17 protein-coding genes are annotated in these 16,997 nt (G+C 34.7%); 9 read left to right on the top strand and 8 right to left on the bottom strand.

The genetic code is table 11. The features are described from left to right. Positions 1 to 30 precede the first annotated feature (30 nt). Complete coding sequence (locus tag Q0A18_RS08100; protein ID WP_292009646.1) at positions 31 to 696, bottom strand: DUF2461 domain-containing protein; 666 nt, start codon at positions 694 to 696, stop codon at positions 31 to 33. Positions 697 to 990: 294 nt separating this feature from the next. On the opposite strand from Q0A18_RS08100, the gene Q0A18_RS08095 reads away from it, so the two are divergent. The 7 genes from Q0A18_RS08095 (at position 991) to Q0A18_RS08065 (ending at position 7,987) form a co-directional block, all read left to right on the top strand. Beyond that, on the top strand, positions 991 to 2,673 hold the full coding sequence (locus tag Q0A18_RS08095; RefSeq protein WP_292009645.1) for a DEAD/DEAH box helicase: 1,683 nt from the start codon (positions 991 to 993) through the stop codon (positions 2,671 to 2,673). 150 nt (positions 2,674 to 2,823) lie between these two features. Then, positions 2,824 to 3,462 (top strand): DUF47 family protein, encoded by a 639-nt coding sequence (locus Q0A18_RS08090; RefSeq protein WP_292009644.1) that lies wholly within the window; start codon positions 2,824 to 2,826, stop codon positions 3,460 to 3,462. Positions 3,463 to 3,476: 14 nt separating this feature from the next. Continuing rightward, a complete protein-coding gene (locus Q0A18_RS08085) occupies positions 3,477 to 4,619 on the top strand; it encodes an inorganic phosphate transporter (protein WP_292009643.1) in 1,143 nt (380 codons plus the stop codon). A gap of 93 nt (positions 4,620 to 4,712) precedes the next feature. Continuing rightward, positions 4,713 to 5,684, top strand: a complete 972-nt coding sequence (locus Q0A18_RS08080; RefSeq protein ID WP_292009642.1) for a polyprenyl synthetase family protein — start codon at positions 4,713 to 4,715, stop codon at positions 5,682 to 5,684. Between the two features lie 57 nt (positions 5,685 to 5,741). After that, the gene (locus Q0A18_RS08075; RefSeq protein ID WP_292009641.1) at positions 5,742 to 6,707 is read left to right on the top strand and encodes a GSCFA domain-containing protein; all 966 of its coding nucleotides are present in this window, start codon (positions 5,742 to 5,744) and stop codon (positions 6,705 to 6,707) included. Between the two features lie 19 nt (positions 6,708 to 6,726). Then, positions 6,727 to 7,215 (top strand): DUF4269 domain-containing protein, encoded by a 489-nt coding sequence (locus Q0A18_RS08070; RefSeq protein WP_292009640.1) that lies wholly within the window; start codon positions 6,727 to 6,729, stop codon positions 7,213 to 7,215. Between the two features lie 4 nt (positions 7,216 to 7,219). Next, positions 7,220 to 7,987: a TatD family hydrolase gene (locus Q0A18_RS08065; protein ID WP_292009639.1), complete on the top strand. Its 768-nt coding sequence runs from the start codon at positions 7,220 to 7,222 to the stop codon at positions 7,985 to 7,987. A 25-nt stretch (positions 7,988 to 8,012) separates the two neighbouring features. Here the strand turns inward: Q0A18_RS08065 and Q0A18_RS08060 are convergent, their stop codons facing one another. Both Q0A18_RS08060 and Q0A18_RS08055 read right to left on the bottom strand, forming a co-directional pair. Then, positions 8,013 to 9,272, bottom strand: coding sequence for a DEAD/DEAH box helicase (locus Q0A18_RS08060; protein ID WP_292009638.1), 1,260 nt, complete (start codon positions 9,270 to 9,272; stop codon positions 8,013 to 8,015). 92 nt (positions 9,273 to 9,364) lie between these two features. Continuing rightward, positions 9,365 to 9,853 carry a DUF6438 domain-containing protein gene (locus tag Q0A18_RS08055; RefSeq protein WP_292009637.1) on the bottom strand — a complete coding sequence of 163 codons (489 nt, stop codon included), beginning with the start codon at positions 9,851 to 9,853 and terminating at the stop codon, positions 9,365 to 9,367. A gap of 162 nt (positions 9,854 to 10,015) precedes the next feature. Here Q0A18_RS08055 and Q0A18_RS08050 point away from each other — a divergent pair, with 162 nt between their 5' ends. Next, positions 10,016 to 10,747: a class I SAM-dependent methyltransferase gene (locus Q0A18_RS08050; RefSeq protein WP_292009636.1), complete on the top strand. Its 732-nt coding sequence runs from the start codon at positions 10,016 to 10,018 to the stop codon at positions 10,745 to 10,747. A gap of 1 nt (position 10,748) precedes the next feature. Here Q0A18_RS08050 and Q0A18_RS08045 read toward each other — a convergent pair whose 3' ends face one another. The 4 genes from Q0A18_RS08045 to Q0A18_RS08030 form a co-directional block, all read right to left on the bottom strand. Further along, positions 10,749 to 11,792, bottom strand: a complete 1,044-nt coding sequence (locus tag Q0A18_RS08045; RefSeq protein ID WP_292009635.1) for a DUF6438 domain-containing protein — start codon at positions 11,790 to 11,792, stop codon at positions 10,749 to 10,751. After that, positions 11,785 to 12,768, bottom strand: a complete 984-nt coding sequence (gene obgE / locus Q0A18_RS08040) for a GTPase ObgE (protein WP_292009634.1) — start codon at positions 12,766 to 12,768, stop codon at positions 11,785 to 11,787. The genes Q0A18_RS08045 and obgE overlap by 8 nt, the downstream gene beginning before the upstream one ends. Before the next feature lie 85 nt (positions 12,769 to 12,853). Then, positions 12,854 to 13,432, bottom strand: a complete 579-nt coding sequence (locus Q0A18_RS08035) for an adenylate kinase (RefSeq protein WP_292009633.1) — start codon at positions 13,430 to 13,432, stop codon at positions 12,854 to 12,856. Positions 13,433 to 13,545: 113 nt separating this feature from the next. Then, complete coding sequence (locus Q0A18_RS08030) at positions 13,546 to 14,100, bottom strand: phosphoribosyltransferase family protein (protein ID WP_292009632.1); 555 nt, start codon at positions 14,098 to 14,100, stop codon at positions 13,546 to 13,548. A 194-nt stretch (positions 14,101 to 14,294) separates the two neighbouring features. On the opposite strand from Q0A18_RS08030, the gene abc-f reads away from it, so the two are divergent. Then, complete coding sequence (gene abc-f, locus Q0A18_RS08025; RefSeq protein ID WP_292009631.1) at positions 14,295 to 15,887, top strand: ribosomal protection-like ABC-F family protein; 1,593 nt, start codon at positions 14,295 to 14,297, stop codon at positions 15,885 to 15,887. Between the two features lie 55 nt (positions 15,888 to 15,942). On the opposite strand, the gene Q0A18_RS08020 is transcribed toward abc-f, so the two are convergent. Next, positions 15,943 to 16,872, bottom strand: a complete 930-nt coding sequence (locus Q0A18_RS08020; protein ID WP_292009630.1) for an alpha/beta fold hydrolase — start codon at positions 16,870 to 16,872, stop codon at positions 15,943 to 15,945. Positions 16,873 to 16,997: the final 125 nt, after the last annotated feature.

Below are 16,997 nucleotides of genomic sequence, written 5' to 3'. Positions count from 1 at the left end.
CTGTTTACTTCTAAAAAGCTGAAAAGCAGATTATAAAAACGGCGTGTTTAAAAAATCATTCAACGGTTTCATTACTTTATATATAGCAGACATTTTATGGGCAGCCTGGGCATCCATCACTTCCTCATCATTTAAGTAATGAACCACGATGAAATTCTTAAGTTTAAGATACTCTCCCATAGGGTCATCCTTTTCAAAACCTTGGGGAATCTTTACCAGTTTGCTTTCCTGATCAAGTTCAGGAAAATATTTTTTGAAATCTTTATGATTTATTACTTTTAAAAACTCATCACCATATAAAGAGATTTCTTTCCGTATTTCTTTCAGTGTAGAAGGTTCGGGCATGTAAATTCCTCCTGCTATAAAAGATTTTTTAGGTTCAAGATGAAGATAATATCCTCCTTTCTGATTTCCTTTTCCCATTCCCAAAGAAGAGCCAAAATTGGTTTTATAAGGAGATTTGTCTTTTGAAAAACGGGTGTCCCGATAAATCCTGAATAATGACTTTTTAGCATCAATTTTCAGAAGGTCACTGTCAAACTCTCCCATTTCCTGTATAAGGTCTTCCAGAAAACTGATTATATTCCCTTGGGCCTGAGTATAAAGCTCTTTATTGGTGTTGAACCATTCACGGTTATTGTTTTTATTTAATTTTTTTAGAAAGTCAAAAGTTTTTTGGGAAATTGTAGTGGACATAATTCATCTATTTTGAATCAAAATTAATAAAAGCGGAGAGAATTAAAAAGTCAAAGCTAAAAATAAGGTAAGCTCTAATAAGGGGGCTGTTATTCTGATGTATAAAATAATTTTCATCCAAATAAAAAAAATAATACTTGTTATATTGCTATTCGGAACCTGCTTTTTTTATAATAATCTTTTCAGAAAATGGGAAAGTATTAAAGGATTCTGAAATTAGAATTGGTTATTTAAACATTTATTCAAAAACAAATCAAATAATAATTGTATCTTTGCAAAAATTTAGAATATTTAATGAATTTATTTACGGAAACCAATTTAAGTCCTGAAATTCTTAAGGCAGTTGGCGAACTGGGCTATGAAAGCCCTACAGAAATCCAAAAACAGACTATCCCTTTTATTCTTTCAGATATACGCGATCTTATCGCACTTGCGCAGACTGGGACAGGCAAAACAGCAGCATTTTCGCTTCCGATTTTGGATATGATTGACGATACGAGTCGCAAAATCCAATTATTGGTGCTTTGTCCGACACGAGAATTATGTCTTCAAATTGCTAAAGACATAAAGAATTATTCGAAATACATGCAGAACATCAAAACTACAGCAGTATATGGTGGGAGCAGTATTGTAGACCAGATTCGCTCTTTAAAAGATAAACCGCAGATTATTGTGGGAACTCCGGGAAGAGTAATCGATTTGATTAACAGAAAAGCATTGGACTTTTCCGCCATTCACTGGTTGGTATTGGATGAAGCGGATGAAATGTTATCAATGGGATTCAAAGATGAACTGGAAACCATTCTAAGTGAAACTCCTGAAACCAAGCAGACGTTTTTATTCTCTGCTACCATGAATAAGGAGGTAGAAAGAATTTCAAGAAATTATCTTACAAAACCTCACAGAATTTCCGTAGGATCTATCAATGAGGTGAAAAAGAACATCACTCATGAATATTATGTAGTAGGATACCGTCAGAAAAAAGAAGCTCTGAAGCGTCTTATTGATGCTAATCCTAATCAATATTCCATTATTTTCTGTAGAACGAGAATGGAAACTCAGGAAGTAGCGGACTTTTTAATGCAGAACGGATATGCAGCGGATGCACTTCATGGAGACTTATCTCAGGCGCAAAGAGATACGGTTATGAAGAAATTCAGACTGAAAAATATCGATATTCTTGTAGCCACGGATGTGGCGGCAAGAGGGCTGGATGTTAATTCTCTTACTCATGTTATTCACTATTCTTTACCGGACGATCCTGAAGTATTCGTACATAGAAGCGGTAGAACGGGGAGAGCAGGGAAAGACGGAGTTTCTATGGCATTGATTAAGCCGGAGGAAAGCAGAAAGCTAAAGCAGATAAAAGCTGCTACGAAAATTGAGATCAACGAGAAGAAGGTTCCTACAGGAGAAGAAATTATCAAATCGCAGGTAGGAGGAGTATTTGAAAACCTTTTTGCGGAGCATGAAGATTATTTTGAATTTGATGACTCTTTAATTCCTGATCTTACTAATTTTACAAAAGAAGAATTGGTACATCGTCTGTTACAGGTTCAGTTGAAAGACTTAGCGTTATATTACAGAGACCATCATGACCTTGTAGATCAGAAATTGGGTAGAGATGATGAACCTTCAAGAAGAGACCGAAGAGACCGTGACAGAGGTAGGGATCGTGATCGCGATAGAGGGGACAGAAGAGAAAGAGGAGGAAAACCTAGAAAGAGAAATGAAAATATGGTAAGATTTTTCTTTAATCTGGGGAAAAAAGATCAGTTGAAGAAGTTGGATGTTCTGGACATTATTAATAAAGCAACAGCTGGAAAGAGTAAGAAAAGAGCGGAAATCGGAGATATTGAAATTTTAGAGAAATTTTCATTCTTTGAAGTGGAAAAATCCTTTAAGACAGATCTTTTAAGTAATATTTCTTCTATGAAATTTAAAGGAAAAGATATGAGGGCTGAAGTGGCAAACTAAGCTTCTCAATACTTAATACAGACCGGCTTAAAGCCGGTTTTTTTGTGGACATGATAAATATTAATTCAATATTAACAAAACTTAATGTGAGAAGCTTTTACTTAAAAGCCTTTTTTAAGAAATTTGCAATCAAATTATAAAAACTTAAAAATGGGAATTGGTAATATTTTCCACGCTTTTCAACCAAAGGACAAAATATTCTTCGTGCTGTTTGAAAAAGTTACAGATAACTTGGTAGCAATGTCAGAAGAATTCAATACAGGAATTAAAGATTTCGATTTAAATGATGATTCCATGCTCAAAAAAATGAGCGACTATGAACATAAAAATGATGAACTTACACATGAGATTTTTGTGGAATTAGGGAAAAATTTTATTACTCCTTTCGATCGTGAAGATATTCATACACTGGCAACAGGTCTTGATGATATCGCAGATTATATTTATGCATCGGCAAAATATATTTTCTTATATAAATCTCCAAAAGTAAAAGCATATGCTGATTTCTCACTGCTTATTCATAAAGCATGTATCGAGATTCAGAATGCTATGAAAAACCTTAAAGGTTTCAAAAATATGGAGCAGGTAAAAGAAGCTTGCATTAAAGTGAATTCTATTGAAAATATTGCAGATGATCTTTTATCCAATTCTATGGTAGAATTATTTGAAACTAATGATGCTATTAACATTATTAAAGTTTCATCTGTACTTAATTATCTTGAAGTAGTAACTGATAAAGCAGAAGATGTTGCCAATACAATTGAGAACATCATGATTAAATACGCTTAACAAAATAACAAAAAATGGAATTTCCGATTTTACTCACGGTTATTATTGTGTTAGCGTTAATCTTTGATTATATTAATGGTTTTCATGATGCGGCCAATTCAATTGCAACAATTGTTTCTACCAAAGTTTTAACTCCGTTTCAGGCTGTACTTTGGGCAGCTCTCTGGAACTTTGCGGCTTTCTTTATTGCAGCTTATGTTATTGGAGAATTTAAGATAGGTAATACAATTGCCAAAACTGTTAATGAAAACTTTATAACACTCGAAGTTATCTTTTCAGGGCTTATAGCAGCTATTGCTTGGAATCTTTTAACGTGGTGGTTTGGCATTCCTTCCTCCTCATCGCACACCTTAATTGGTGGGTTTTTAGGAGCAGCATTGATGCATGCATTTACAATGGATTATCATGATGTTATAGCAACACAGCCAGACTTAGGTTTTTGGGATACAATAAAAGAAGCTTTTCATCAGGTAACAACACAGAGTGTTGTGAAATTTGATAAAGTAATTCCTATTTTCCTATTTATCTTTTTAGCACCGGTAATCGGGATGTTAATATCTATTATCATTACCCTGATTATTGTTCACCTTTATAAAAGATCAAACCCGCATAAAGCAGATAAATCATTTAAGAGATTACAGTTGGTTTCTTCAGCCTTGTTCAGCTTAGGGCACGGTTTGAATGATGCTCAGAAAGTAATGGGGATCATCGGAGCAGCTTTAATTTATTATCATGTTAATATGCTTCAGGATCCTGTGTATCTTAATCTTGAACCAGCGACACGTTTTGATTATTTTGCTGAACATTACCTTTGGGTACCTCTTGTTTCCTTTATTGCAATTGCATTAGGAACCATGAGTGGTGGTTGGAAGATCATTAAAACAATGGGGACTAAGATAACAAAAGTGACTCCTCTGGAAGGAGTAAGTGCTGAAACAGCAGGTGCAATTACCCTGTTTATCACCGATCACTTTGGGATCCCTGTGTCAACGACCCATACCATTACCGGATCCATTATTGGAGTAGGTTTAACAAAAAGAGTTTCTGCAGTGAGATGGGGTATTACAGTGAGTCTTCTCTGGGCTTGGGTGTTGACCATTCCTATTTCGGCAATCGTAGCGGGAATTACTTATCTTCTGGTCACATTATTTACTTAAAATAAGAATATTGAAGCTTTGCCTTTTCAGGCAAAGTTTTTTATTTTAGAAAGCCCCCGAAAAATCGTATTTTTGTTGAAATTATAAAATTTTATGGAGTTTTTAGACAGATACCAGCAGATAGTGGCAGAAGCTATTAATAAGTACACTTTTAAAGATAAGCCGGAAGAATTGTATGAACCAATGAACTATATCATTTCTCATGGGGGAAAACGTCTCCGTCCCATTATGGTGCTTATGGCCTGCGAATTATTTGGAGGTGATCTGCAGAAAGCAATTAAACCTGCTTTAGCTATAGAGTTTTTTCATAATTTTACCCTGATCCATGATGATATAATGGATGAGGCTCCTTTAAGAAGAAATAAGCCAACTATTCATACTTTGCATGGAATCAATGTGGGAATTCTTTCGGGAGACGGGTTGTTGCTTAAAGCATATAAATTTTTTGAAGATCTTGAACCTGAGATTTTCAAAGCCTGTATAAGGATATTTACCCATACCGGATTATTATTATGTGAAGGTCAGCAGTATGATATCAACTTTGAAACTCAGGAGAATGTAACATTTGATGATTACGTTAGAATGATTACCTATAAAACAGGAGTCTTAAGTGCTTCCTCTTTTGAAATCGGAGCAATGATCGCCAAAGCTGATTTTAAAGACGCTAAATCAATCTTTAACTTCGGAAAACATATTGGTATTGCATTCCAGATCATGGATGATTATCTGGATGTATTCGGAGACCAGGCTCAGTTTGGTAAAAAACACGCCGGAGATATCTATGAAAACAAAAAAACGGTTCTCTACTTAATGGCGAAAGAACATGCTACTGAAGAAGAAAGAAAAGAACTGGATTACTGGTATAATAAAAAAACAGATAATATCGATAAAGTGTACGGTGTAGAAAAGATCTTCAGAAGAACGAAAGTTGATGAAAAAGCTTTGCGACTTATTGAAAAGCATAATGAGATAGGACAGAGCTATCTTAATAAGATCAATGCTCCTGAAGAAAAGAAAAAACCATTCATAGAACTGGCTAATTACCTGTTAAGCAGAAATAGTTAAAATAAAAATAGCAGATCATCCGGGGATATTTAATCCCCGGATGGTCTCTTCTATATCATGAAGTTCAGAACCGAAGTTGATATCAAAGAATCGAAGCAAAAAATAGGTATTGAAGATAAGATATTTTCAATAGGTTCTTGCTTTGCTACAGAGATGTCGGAACTTTTCCAACAGGGGCAGCTTCAGACGGTCAATAATCCCTTCGGTACCATCTTTAATCCTTATTCCATTAGTAATGCTGTTAAAAGGCTTCATGATTCCGAGTTTTATAGAGAAGAAGATCTGGTTACTTATAACGATGAATTCATTTCTTTAGATCATCATACCAGTTTTAATACAAGATATATTCATAAAACATTAGAAAATATCAACTCCGGAATAGAAGAGGGAAACCTCTTTCTTCAAAGTGCCAACTGGATTATTGTTACGTATGGAACCTCTTATATTTATGAGTTTTTACCTAAGGGCCGGCTGGTAGCCAACTGTCATAAAATTCCGCAGAAGTTTTTTAAAAAAAGATTACTTACCCATACAGAATTGGTAGATTCCATTTATAATACGATTCTCAATCTTAAAGATATCTGTGTGGAGGATGTCCAGGTCCTGTTTACAGTTTCTCCGGTTCGCCATACAAAAGATGGCATGGTTGAAAATCAGTTAAGTAAATCAAAACTTATCGCTGCAGTCCACGAATGTATATCAATATTTGATAACTGCCACTATTTACCTGTTTATGAAATCCTAATGGATGATCTCAGGGATTACCGTTTTTATAAAGATGATCTGATCCACCCGAGTTCTCAGGCGGTTCAGTATATATTTGAGAAATTCGGAGCTGCTTATTTTTCTGAAGAAGCAAAAGATTTTATTGAAGAAAATTTTAAAATCAATAAAGCATTAGAACATAAAACTCAGGATGACAAAAATCCAAAGTATATTGAATTCAGGGAAAAGCTTGATAAAAGAATAGAAGCTCAACAAAGCAAAGTAAAACATAAGATATTTCAATTTTCAAATGATTGACTTTACCAAAATTGATTATTTGAAGGAAGGAAATGAAAGACAGAAAAAAGCTTATGAGATCATATCAAAGTATCAGATCTTTAAAAAGTTGCAGTCTTTTTCCCCAATTTTAGCAGGAACAATTCCGATAGGAATAGATATTCCCGGTAGTGATCTTGATATTATCTGTGAAATTGAAAAAGAAGAAGACTTTGTGTATACTCTTCATAATCTTTTACCTGAAAATACTAATTTTACCACAGAAAAAGAAATCATAGGAAACGAGGATTGTATTATTTTAAATACGGTTTTAGATGAATTGCCTGTTGAAGTTTTTGGACAGAAAATTCCTTCCACAAAACAAAATGCATATAGGCATATGATTGCTGAATATAAGATTTTGAAAAAGGAAGGAGAAGAGTTTAAACAAAAAATAATAGAATTTAAAAAGAACGGAATTAAAACAGAACTTGCTTTTGGAATTTTACTTCAGTTAGAAAACCCTTATGAGGACCTTTTAAAAATGTAAAAAAATGATTGATACACATACCCATTTATATTCAGAAGACTTTAATGAAGACCGAAAAGAGGCAATACAGAGAGCAATAGATAAAGGAGTCACCGCATTTTATCTTCCTGCTATAGATTCGGCATCCCATGAATCTATGCTTCAGCTTGAATCCGAATATCCGGCACAGATTTTTTCTATGATGGGACTACATCCTTGTTATGTAAAACCGGAAACCTGGGAAAAAGAACTGGAAATAGTTAAAAACTATTTGGATCAGAGAGCTTTTCCTGCAGTCGGAGAAATCGGGATTGATCTTTATTGGGATAAAACGACATTGGATATCCAGGTTAAAGCTTTTGAGCAGCAAATTGACTGGGCTATTGAAAAAGACCTTCCTATCGTGATTCATACCAGAGAAAGCTTCGATGAAACTTTTGAAGTACTGGAAAGAAAGAAACATCCAAAACTTAGGGGAATATTTCACTGTTTTTCAGGAAATCTTGAACAGGCACAATATGCTATTGAATTGAACTTTATTTTAGGAATAGGCGGTGTTGTCACTTTTAAAAATGGTAAAATAGACCAATTTTTAAATGAGATTCCTTTGGATAAAATAGTATTGGAAACGGATTCTCCTTATTTGGCTCCGGTACCGCACAGAGGAAAAAGAAATGAGAGTTCTTATCTTGATCTGGTAGTAGGGAAACTAGTGAATATTTACAATAAAGATTTTTCTGAAATAGATAGGATTACGACTGAAAATGCAAAGAAATTATTTGTAGCCATATAAAAGGAAAGCCTTCATTAAGAAGGCTTTATTTTTTTCTGTTGAAGTTTTTATTCTTAGGCTTTTTATAACCGACATCTTTTCTTGTAGAAGGTTTGGGTTTTTCACCTCCAGCCGCTACAGGTTTATTATTGGAATCCCTTTTCTGAGCAACCAGATTGGTAGGGTGGAACGGATGATCTTTGATAACAGGAATTTTCATTCCGATCAGTTTTTCCGTGTTTTTTAAATTGTTTAAATCCAATCCGTCTACGAAAGAAATAGAATTTCCTTCTGCTCCGGCTCTTCCGGTTCTTCCGATTCTGTGAACATAGGTTTCCGAAACGTCGGAAAGTTCAAAATTGATGACGAATTTAAGCTCATCGATATCAATCCCTCTGGCTGCAATATCTGTAGCTACCAATACTCTTGTTTTACCGGACTTAAAATTGGTAAGAGCATTCTGTCTTGCATTTTGAGATTTGTTTCCATGAATGGCTTCCGTAGAAATATTGGATTTCTGAAGCTTTCTTGCAATTTTATCTGCACCATGTTTAGTTCTTGCAAATACCAATACGGAATCAGAAATATCATTTTGCAAAATATGGGTAAGAAGATTAAGCTTATCTTCTCTTTCTACAAAATAAACCGATTGCTTAATAGTTTCAGCAGTTGAAGACACAGGAGTTACTTCCACTTTTATAGGATTATGTAGGATGGAATTTGCCAATTTTTGTATTTCATCAGGCATAGTTGCTGAAAAGAACAGTGTCTGTCTTTTCTGTGGCAGTAATTTAATCACTCTTTTTACATCGTGTACAAACCCCATATCCAGCATCCTGTCTGCTTCATCCAAAACAAATATTTCAAGGTTTTTCAAGCTGATGATTCCCTGAGAAATAAAATCCAGTAACCTTCCCGGAGTTGCAACAAGAATATCAACACCTTTTCTTAAAGCGGCCTCCTGATTCCCAGGTTTTACACCACCAAAAATTACCAGATGTCTCAAAGGAAGATATTTTCCGTATGCTTTGATATTCTCTTCAATTTGTATAGCAAGTTCCCGTGTAGGAGTAAGGATAAGAGCTTTTATATGATTGTTTTTAACAGTATTTTTGGAAAGATTCTGTAAAATAGGTATAGCAAAAGCGGCTGTTTTGCCTGTTCCGGTCTGGGCACATCCTAAGAAATCCTTTCCTTTTAAAATTTCAGGAATAGACTTTTCCTGAATAGGAGTAGGATTGGTATATCCTTGTTCTTGTATTGCTTTTGCAATAGGTTCGATTAATTGTAATTCTTTAAAATTCAAATGAATTGTTTTTATATTTAGTTAAAGTAAAAAATTCCTTCGCACAGAAGGAATTTATTTTTGCAAAGGTAGTTTAAATATTTTTAAGTACATTACTTCACTTTGGTCCATTGCTGATTATGCCTTAAATCCTCAAAAAAATGATAGACTTTTGTCAATTTCTCACTGCCTCTTTTCCCGTAATCTTCTATGTTTTTCTGAGATCCGTCTTTAAACTGAATTCGCAGGTAGGAAGTGGGAAGATCAGTGATGTTTTTTTCTCCATAATTATTATTTAGAGTTTTAATATCCAAGCTGTCCAGTAATGTGATGAGTCGAGTGTAATCAGTTTCTTTGATAGTAGTTTTGAATGTTCCCTCACGTTCCTTCGAAAAATCTGCTTTTGAGGGATTTTTAGTGAAATTAAAGTGTTCCGCTTCCAGTACTGCAGTTCTGTCCGGATGAATAGTCATTTTAAACACAGGACAAAATCCAAAACAGGCGCCGGCTTCATATTCGATGTTGGAATATTCGGATTGATTTTTTCTGGAACTGCATGAAAAGACAAATATTAATGCCAGCATACTTACGATGTACTTCATAGTTTAGGTTTTGTGAAGCATCCTCAATAAGTGTTCCAAAAAATAAGGAAAAAATTGATAGGGAATCTGGAAGTATAATAATTGAATGTGAATACTTATAAATCTGAATTTAAATCCGGATAAATTTTTGTTATTTTGAAGATTCTTAAAACGGAGCCCTGCATGTATAATTTCTTAAAGTCGGTTGCTAAAAATATGCTTCCTAAAAAAGTCCTTATTGAAAATGAAGAAAATTTCAGAAAGCTTTTAATGCCATTATACACAGGGAAAGATCATGAATGTAACGTTTGTGGGACCCGGCTTAAAAAATTTGCAGCACTGAAGAATGGAGATCTTATTTGCCCTGTTTGCGGAGCACTCCCAAGAGCCCGTCGGCTCTATATACTTCTGGAATCAGAATTTTTAAAACCAAATATTTCCGTATTAGATTTTTCACCTCTCAGGATATTATACAGAAAGTTTAAAAAAAGAAAAGATATAACTTATTTTGGCTCTGATTTCGAGGGACATTTTTTATCAGATTATCATTATGACATTACAGATATTGAGAATAGGTCTGATGCTTTTGACCTTATTATCTGTTATCATATTCTGGAACATATCATTGAAGACCGGCAGGCAATGACAGAATTGTATAGAGTGCTTAAAAATGATGGTGTGGTATTGATACAGACCCCTTTTAAAGAGGGAGAAGTTTATGAAGATTATACCATTACGACGCAGGAAGAAAGAACCAAACATTTTGGGCAGCATGATCATGTAAGAATTTATTCTGCTCAGGAGCTGGAAAACAGATTAAAAGAAGCTGGATTTAATACGGAAATAAGAACCTTTAAAGGTGATGATTATTATGGATTAACAGATCAGGAGAAGGTTATTATCTGTAGAAAATAGACTATTTCCTTTCCCAGTTCTGATTAAACCTAAGCTCAGATAAAATACTGTAGAGTGCTTTAAGTCCATAAGTACCGGATATTCCCGGAAGTGAATAATCACGGATTTTTTTAGTCTGTCCGTTATTGTAGACAATGGTAAGAAGAGAGGTAGAGTTTTGATTATCCGTCCAGTTTCTGGAATAGTCGTTTTCTAAATTTGAGAAATCGATATAATTCAGAATTTTTTCAAGCTTTTCAAATTCTTTTGACGAAATCTGAGTGGCAAACTGTCCCTCCATTTTTTCATCAATGTCACTGTTCGTTATAAAATTACTGGATTTAGCGAAAAAAAATGATTCTCCTTTTTTATTTAATTCAAGATTAAATATAGGGCACTTTCCAAAGCATTTACCTGTTTCATAAATGATTTTTTCCACAGATAACTGGGAAGGGGAAGGGTTATATTCTACAAAATTGTCGAAATTGTAAATCAGGATTTTGGTAATTATTTTATGTAGGGTTCTGTATTGTCTAGCTTCAAGGTCCTCTGACTGCTGATCATACAATACTTCTATATAATCACGTCTTTCATGTTTTTTAATGATAGGAATCACTTTACTGAACTGGTTAAAAAGAATATTTTCCAGAGTGTATTTTCCACCTCCCATATCGAGGATGACATTAACACTGAAGTTAGCTGAATAATCAACAGTCCGGGTTCCGTCATGATAACTGCCTGTACAGCATTTATTGTCTCCTATGAAAAGAAGATCTGTTAATCCATTACCATCAAAATCCCCCTTATAAAAGCTTTTATTAATACCAAGACTGTCAGCAACGGTTTTGGTTCGGGAATACACTACATATTGATGGAAATCCTGAATAGGAACCAGTTCAAAATTTTTAAGTAAAGTATCCGATTTAATTGCCGTCCGGACAAACTCCTGAACCTCAGTTTTACTTTTTAGTGCGTCGATTTTATTTTGGGCCAAAGAAAATGAGCAGAACCATAAAAACAGGAACGCCCAATATTTTAATTTTGAGGAAAGAAAAGTCTTATCCATGGAGTTTTTTCCATATAGCATCTTTTAAATCCATTAAGCCTTCTCCTGTTATTCCTGAGAAAAATAAAGGCTGTTTATTTTCAGGGAACTCGGCTGCAATTTCTTTCTTTAACTCTTCGTCCAGAAGATCAGCTTTTGAAACCGAAATAATAAAATCCTTATCAAGAAGTTCCGGATTATATTCTTTCAGCTCGTTTTCCAGAATTTTAAATTCCTGAAAATGATCTTCAGAATCAGAAGGGATAAGGAAGAGTAGAATTGCATTTCTTTCGATATGTCTCAGGAATCTGTGCCCCAGACCTTTTCCCTCAGCTGCTCCTTCAATAATTCCGGGAATATCAGCCATTACAAAAGATTTATAATTTCTGTAATCTACGATTCCAAGATTGGGCGTAAGAGTAGTAAAGGCATAGTTTGCAATTTTAGGCTTTGCAGCAGAAACTGATGCCAGAAGAGTAGACTTACCGGCATTCGGAAAACCTACCAGACCTACATCTGCTAAAACTTTAAGCTCGAAAACAATATAACCTTCCTCTCCGGGAAGACCGGGTTGGGCATACCTTGGTGTCTGGTTAGTCGAGGATTTGAAATTCTCATTTCCTAAACCTCCTTTTCCCCCTTGCATAAGGATGATTTCCTGTCCGTCTTCCAATATTTCGCCGATGATCTCTCCTTCTTCATTTTTAGCAATGGTTCCAATGGGAACATTGATGTAAACATCAGCTCCGTAAGCTCCGGTTAACTGATTCTTTCCACCATTTTCACCACGTTCGGCCTTCACATGTCGTGTATAACGCAGAGGCAATAACGTCCATTCATGAGCATTTCCTTTCATGATGATATGGCCTCCTCTTCCTCCGTCACCACCATCGGGGCCTCCTTTAGGAATATACTTTTCACGACGCAGGTGAGCTGAACCGGCTCCTCCGTGCCCACTTTTACAATGAATCTTTACGTAATCTACAAAATTTGACATGTCCTGTAATTCAAGTTATGAGTGATGGGTTATGAATTATGAGCTATAGCTTGTAAAACAATAACTCATCACTCACCACTTTTAATTATTTTATTTTTTCTACTTCAGCAAAAAGTTTTTGAGAAATTTCGTCAATTTCACCCACTCCGTTTACCTCTACATATTTTCCCTGTAGCTTGTAAAGTTCAGCAACTTCTGCTGTTTTAGTATAATATTCTTTAATTCTGTTCTGGATGATCTCTTCGTTGCTGTCATCGGTTCTACCACTGGTTTCTCCTCTTTTCAGCAATCTTTCTACCAATATTTTATCTTCTACGATTAAGGAAAGGCAGATATCAATCTTATCATTAAGTTCTTCTTTAACGATTTTTTCCAAGGCTTCAGTCTGAGCTGCTGTTCTTGGGTATCCGTCGAAGATAAATCCGTTTGTATCGGTTGGTTTTCTGATTTCGTCAATTAACATATCAGTGGTTACCTGATCCGGAACTAAGTCTCCTTTATCGATATAAGATTTAGCCAGTTTCCCAAGTTCGGTATCATTTTTCATGTTGTATCTGAAAAGATCACCTGTAGAGATTTGCTTTAAATTAAATTTTTCGATTAAATTTTGGGCTTGTGTTCCTTTTCCGCTTCCCGGAGGACCAAATAAAACAATGTTTATCATAATGATGATTCGCTTTGGCAATGGGCGTTATGCTTTCTGCTTTCAGCTTTTTTTAGTTAATATTCTACTTTTATATTTTGATTTAGTTTAAAAACAGCTAATAATTGCTGTAACTACTCATTGATTCTTCCATCTTCCAGTTGATACAGATCGGAAAGATTTCTGCCCAGTTCATCATAATCCAAACCATATCCAAGAACAAACTTGTTAGGGATTTCTTTTCCGATATAGTCCAGTTTGAAATTTTTTTTGTAAACCTCAGGTTTTAATAAGAATGAAGCCAGTTTTACAGATTTCGGACGTTGGGTTTCTTTAAAATATTTAAAAAGACTTTCCACCGTATTTCCGGTATCAACAATATCTTCTACCAGAATAATATGACGGTCTTTTACATCTTTTGTAAGTTCCATTTTCTGGTAAACAATCCCTGTAGATTCAGTTCCTGCATAAGAACTCATCTGAATGAAAGCGATCTCACAATTTCCAGGATAATGTTTCAGCAGATCAGAAAAAAACATGATTACCCCATTCAGTACCCCGATGAAAACGGGAACTTCATCTTTGTAATCTTCGTAAATTTTTAATGCTGTAGCTTTTACAATTTCCTGGATTTCCGCATCCTTTAAGTAAGGAACGAAATTTTTGTCGTGAACTTTAATGCTTTCCATATGATTTTTAGTAGGTCACAAAGTTAAGGATTTTTGATGAAAATGTTGGAATGTAGATTATGGTAAGAGATTTGTAGTATATTTGTATTATCAAAACCCAATAATACGGACATGTAAAATTTAATTTCTTTCAGATATAAGGACAATAACATACTATAGTTATTGAAGTTTAACTTTTTATTATAAAAGAAATTATGATTTTTTTACACGATATATCTTTTGGGTTTCCTCATGGAAAACTCCTCTTTAATCATTTACATTTAACTATCCCGTCTCAGACCGTATCCGCATTGGTGGGGAATAATGGAACAGGAAAATCGACCTTACTTAAAATAATCGCCGGAGAAACAGAGCCTTTGGGAGGAAGTGTGAATATACAGGGTGAAGTTTATTTTGTGCCGCAAATGTTTGGAAACTTTGATCATCGGACAGTGGCTGAGTGTTTGAAAATAGATGGAAAACTGGATGCACTCCGGAAAATTACCAATGGTGAAGTAGATGAATTGTATTTTGAAACATTAAATGATGATTGGGATATTGAAGAAAAGTGTCAGAATGCTCTACAATATTGGAAACTTGAAAATTTGAATCTCAATCAGAAGCTTGAAACCTTAAGCGGTGGGCAAAAAACAAAAGTTTTTCTGGCAGGAATTCAGATTAACGAACCACAGATTATTTTACTCGATGAACCTACTAATCACCTAGATTCAGAAGGAAGAGAGCTTCTCTATGATCTGATACAAAAAATGAATTCGACTGTAGTGATAGTAAGCCATGATCGTACTTTGCTGAATCTTGTCGACACTATTTATGAACTAAGCAATCAGGGGATTTCAATTTATGGGGGAAACTATGATTTTTATACAGAGCAGAAAGAAATAGAAGAAGAAGCGCTTCAAAATGATATTCACTCTAAAGAACGGGCTTTGAAGAAAGCCAAAGAAAAGGAAAGGGAAACTTTGGAGCGGAAACAAAAACTGGATGCAAGAGGAAAAGGTAAACAGGAAAAATCGGGAGTAGCTAGAATTATGATGAATACATTGAGAAGTAATGCTGAAAAAAATACTTCTAAACTGAAAAATATTCATGCTAAAAAGATCAATGATATTTCCGGTGATCTCAGAGATTTGCGCTCCTCAGTGAAAAATGTCGGTCAGATGAAAGTGAATTTTGATGATTCGGGGCTGCATCCTGGAAAAATTTTAGTTTCAGCAGAAGATGTGAATTGTAAATATGGCGAGGGAAATCTCTGGAAAGAAAATATAAATCTTGAAATTCGTAGTGGAGACAGAATTTTCATTAAAGGTAAAAATGGTTCGGGGAAAACAACGCTGGTTAATTTATTAGTAGGAAATTTGAGACCTTCCGGTGGAAAAATAACTCGGGCAGATTTTAATACGATTTATATTGATCAGGAGTACTCTCTGATCGAGGGAGAATCTACGGTTTATGATTTTGTAAAGCAGTTTAATGATCATGCTTTGCAGGAATCCGAAGTAAAAACTTTATTGTCAAGATTTTTATTTGGAAAAGAAACATGGGATGAGAAATGCGATATATTAAGTGGAGGAGAACGCTTAAGGCTTCTTCTCTGCGGTCTTTCTATCAGTAATAAGACACCGGATATGATCATCCTTGATGAGCCGACGAATAATCTGGATTTACAGAATATTGAAATTTTAACGGAATCAATTAAGGGTTATCAAGGAACTTTAGTGGTGATTTCGCATGATGAAGTTTTTCTTGAAGAGATTGGAATAAAAAAGAATATTGAGTTGGTTGGTTAGTTCCATTCAATGGAGAAAAAAAGACTAAGAATTACTGATTGAGTTGAGGGGTATATTATTCCAACATCTTTAAAATCCAATTATGAATTTCCTGAAGTATGCCTTTCCGAATCTCTTCATTCAATATTTCATGTCGCATATCGGGGTACAATAGTAAGGTTACATCTTTAAAACCATCCTTTTGTAAATTGTTAACTGTTTGTTTTACTCCTTTACCGAAATCTCCAATAGGATCATTCTCTCCGCTTATGAATAAAAAAGGAAAAGAGGTCGGGATATTTTTAGCCCAGTTTCTTGAAGTTGCTTTTTTATAAATGGAAAATAGTGCATAATAAGCATTGTTAGAAAAGGGGATGCCGCATAATTTATCGTGGGAAAAAGAATTCCTGTTGGCTGGATTAAGGCTAAGCCAGCTTGTACTGTTGTAATCTTTATCCTTTTTAAAGTGCCTGTTGTTGATAGAATTGAAGAGATAATTAAAAAAGGTTCTTTTATGCGGAGCAATCATATTGGCAAGTGAAAAATATCCTTTTAATAATCCGATACCCGTTAAGCTTCCTCCTGTTCCGGTAATAATAGCACCGGCAAATAGAGAGCTATTTTTTTGAAGAAGACAGCGCGTTATAAATGAGCCCATAGAATGCCCCAGGATAAAATGGGGGACATCCGGATACTGATCTGCAAGATGCTCACCCATTTTGGCAGCATCGGAGATGAGTTTTTCATCCGGTTGATGATGCTGAAAAAAACCGAGATCTTTTTTATTTATAATAGATCTTCCGTGCCCTACATGGTCATACGTTAGAACAGCGATTCCTTGTGAAGCAAAGTATTCTGCTATTTTAGTATATCTACCGCTATGCTCCTGCATTCCATGAATGATGAGAAGAGTGGCTTTGATCTCTTTTTCCGGGAAGAATAAAGTATAGAAAAGTTTTAGAGAGATTTGAGCTATAGATAAATATTCTGATTGCTGTCTGATCATGATGGATTGCTTTACGAATATTCAAATATACATAATAAAGAAAAAGTATTTTTATCTAAAGTTTTATCAGCTGACAGAATATTTTTAAGTTTTTTAAATTGAACATTAATAGATAAACTTAACAT

The organism is Chryseobacterium sp. (genome assembly GCF_022712095.1).
In the GTDB taxonomy this organism is placed as follows: domain Bacteria; phylum Bacteroidota; class Bacteroidia; order Flavobacteriales; family Weeksellaceae; genus Chryseobacterium.
The sequence above is the reverse complement of the archived record's forward strand: the minus strand, read 5'-3'. Positions and strand labels throughout refer to the sequence as shown.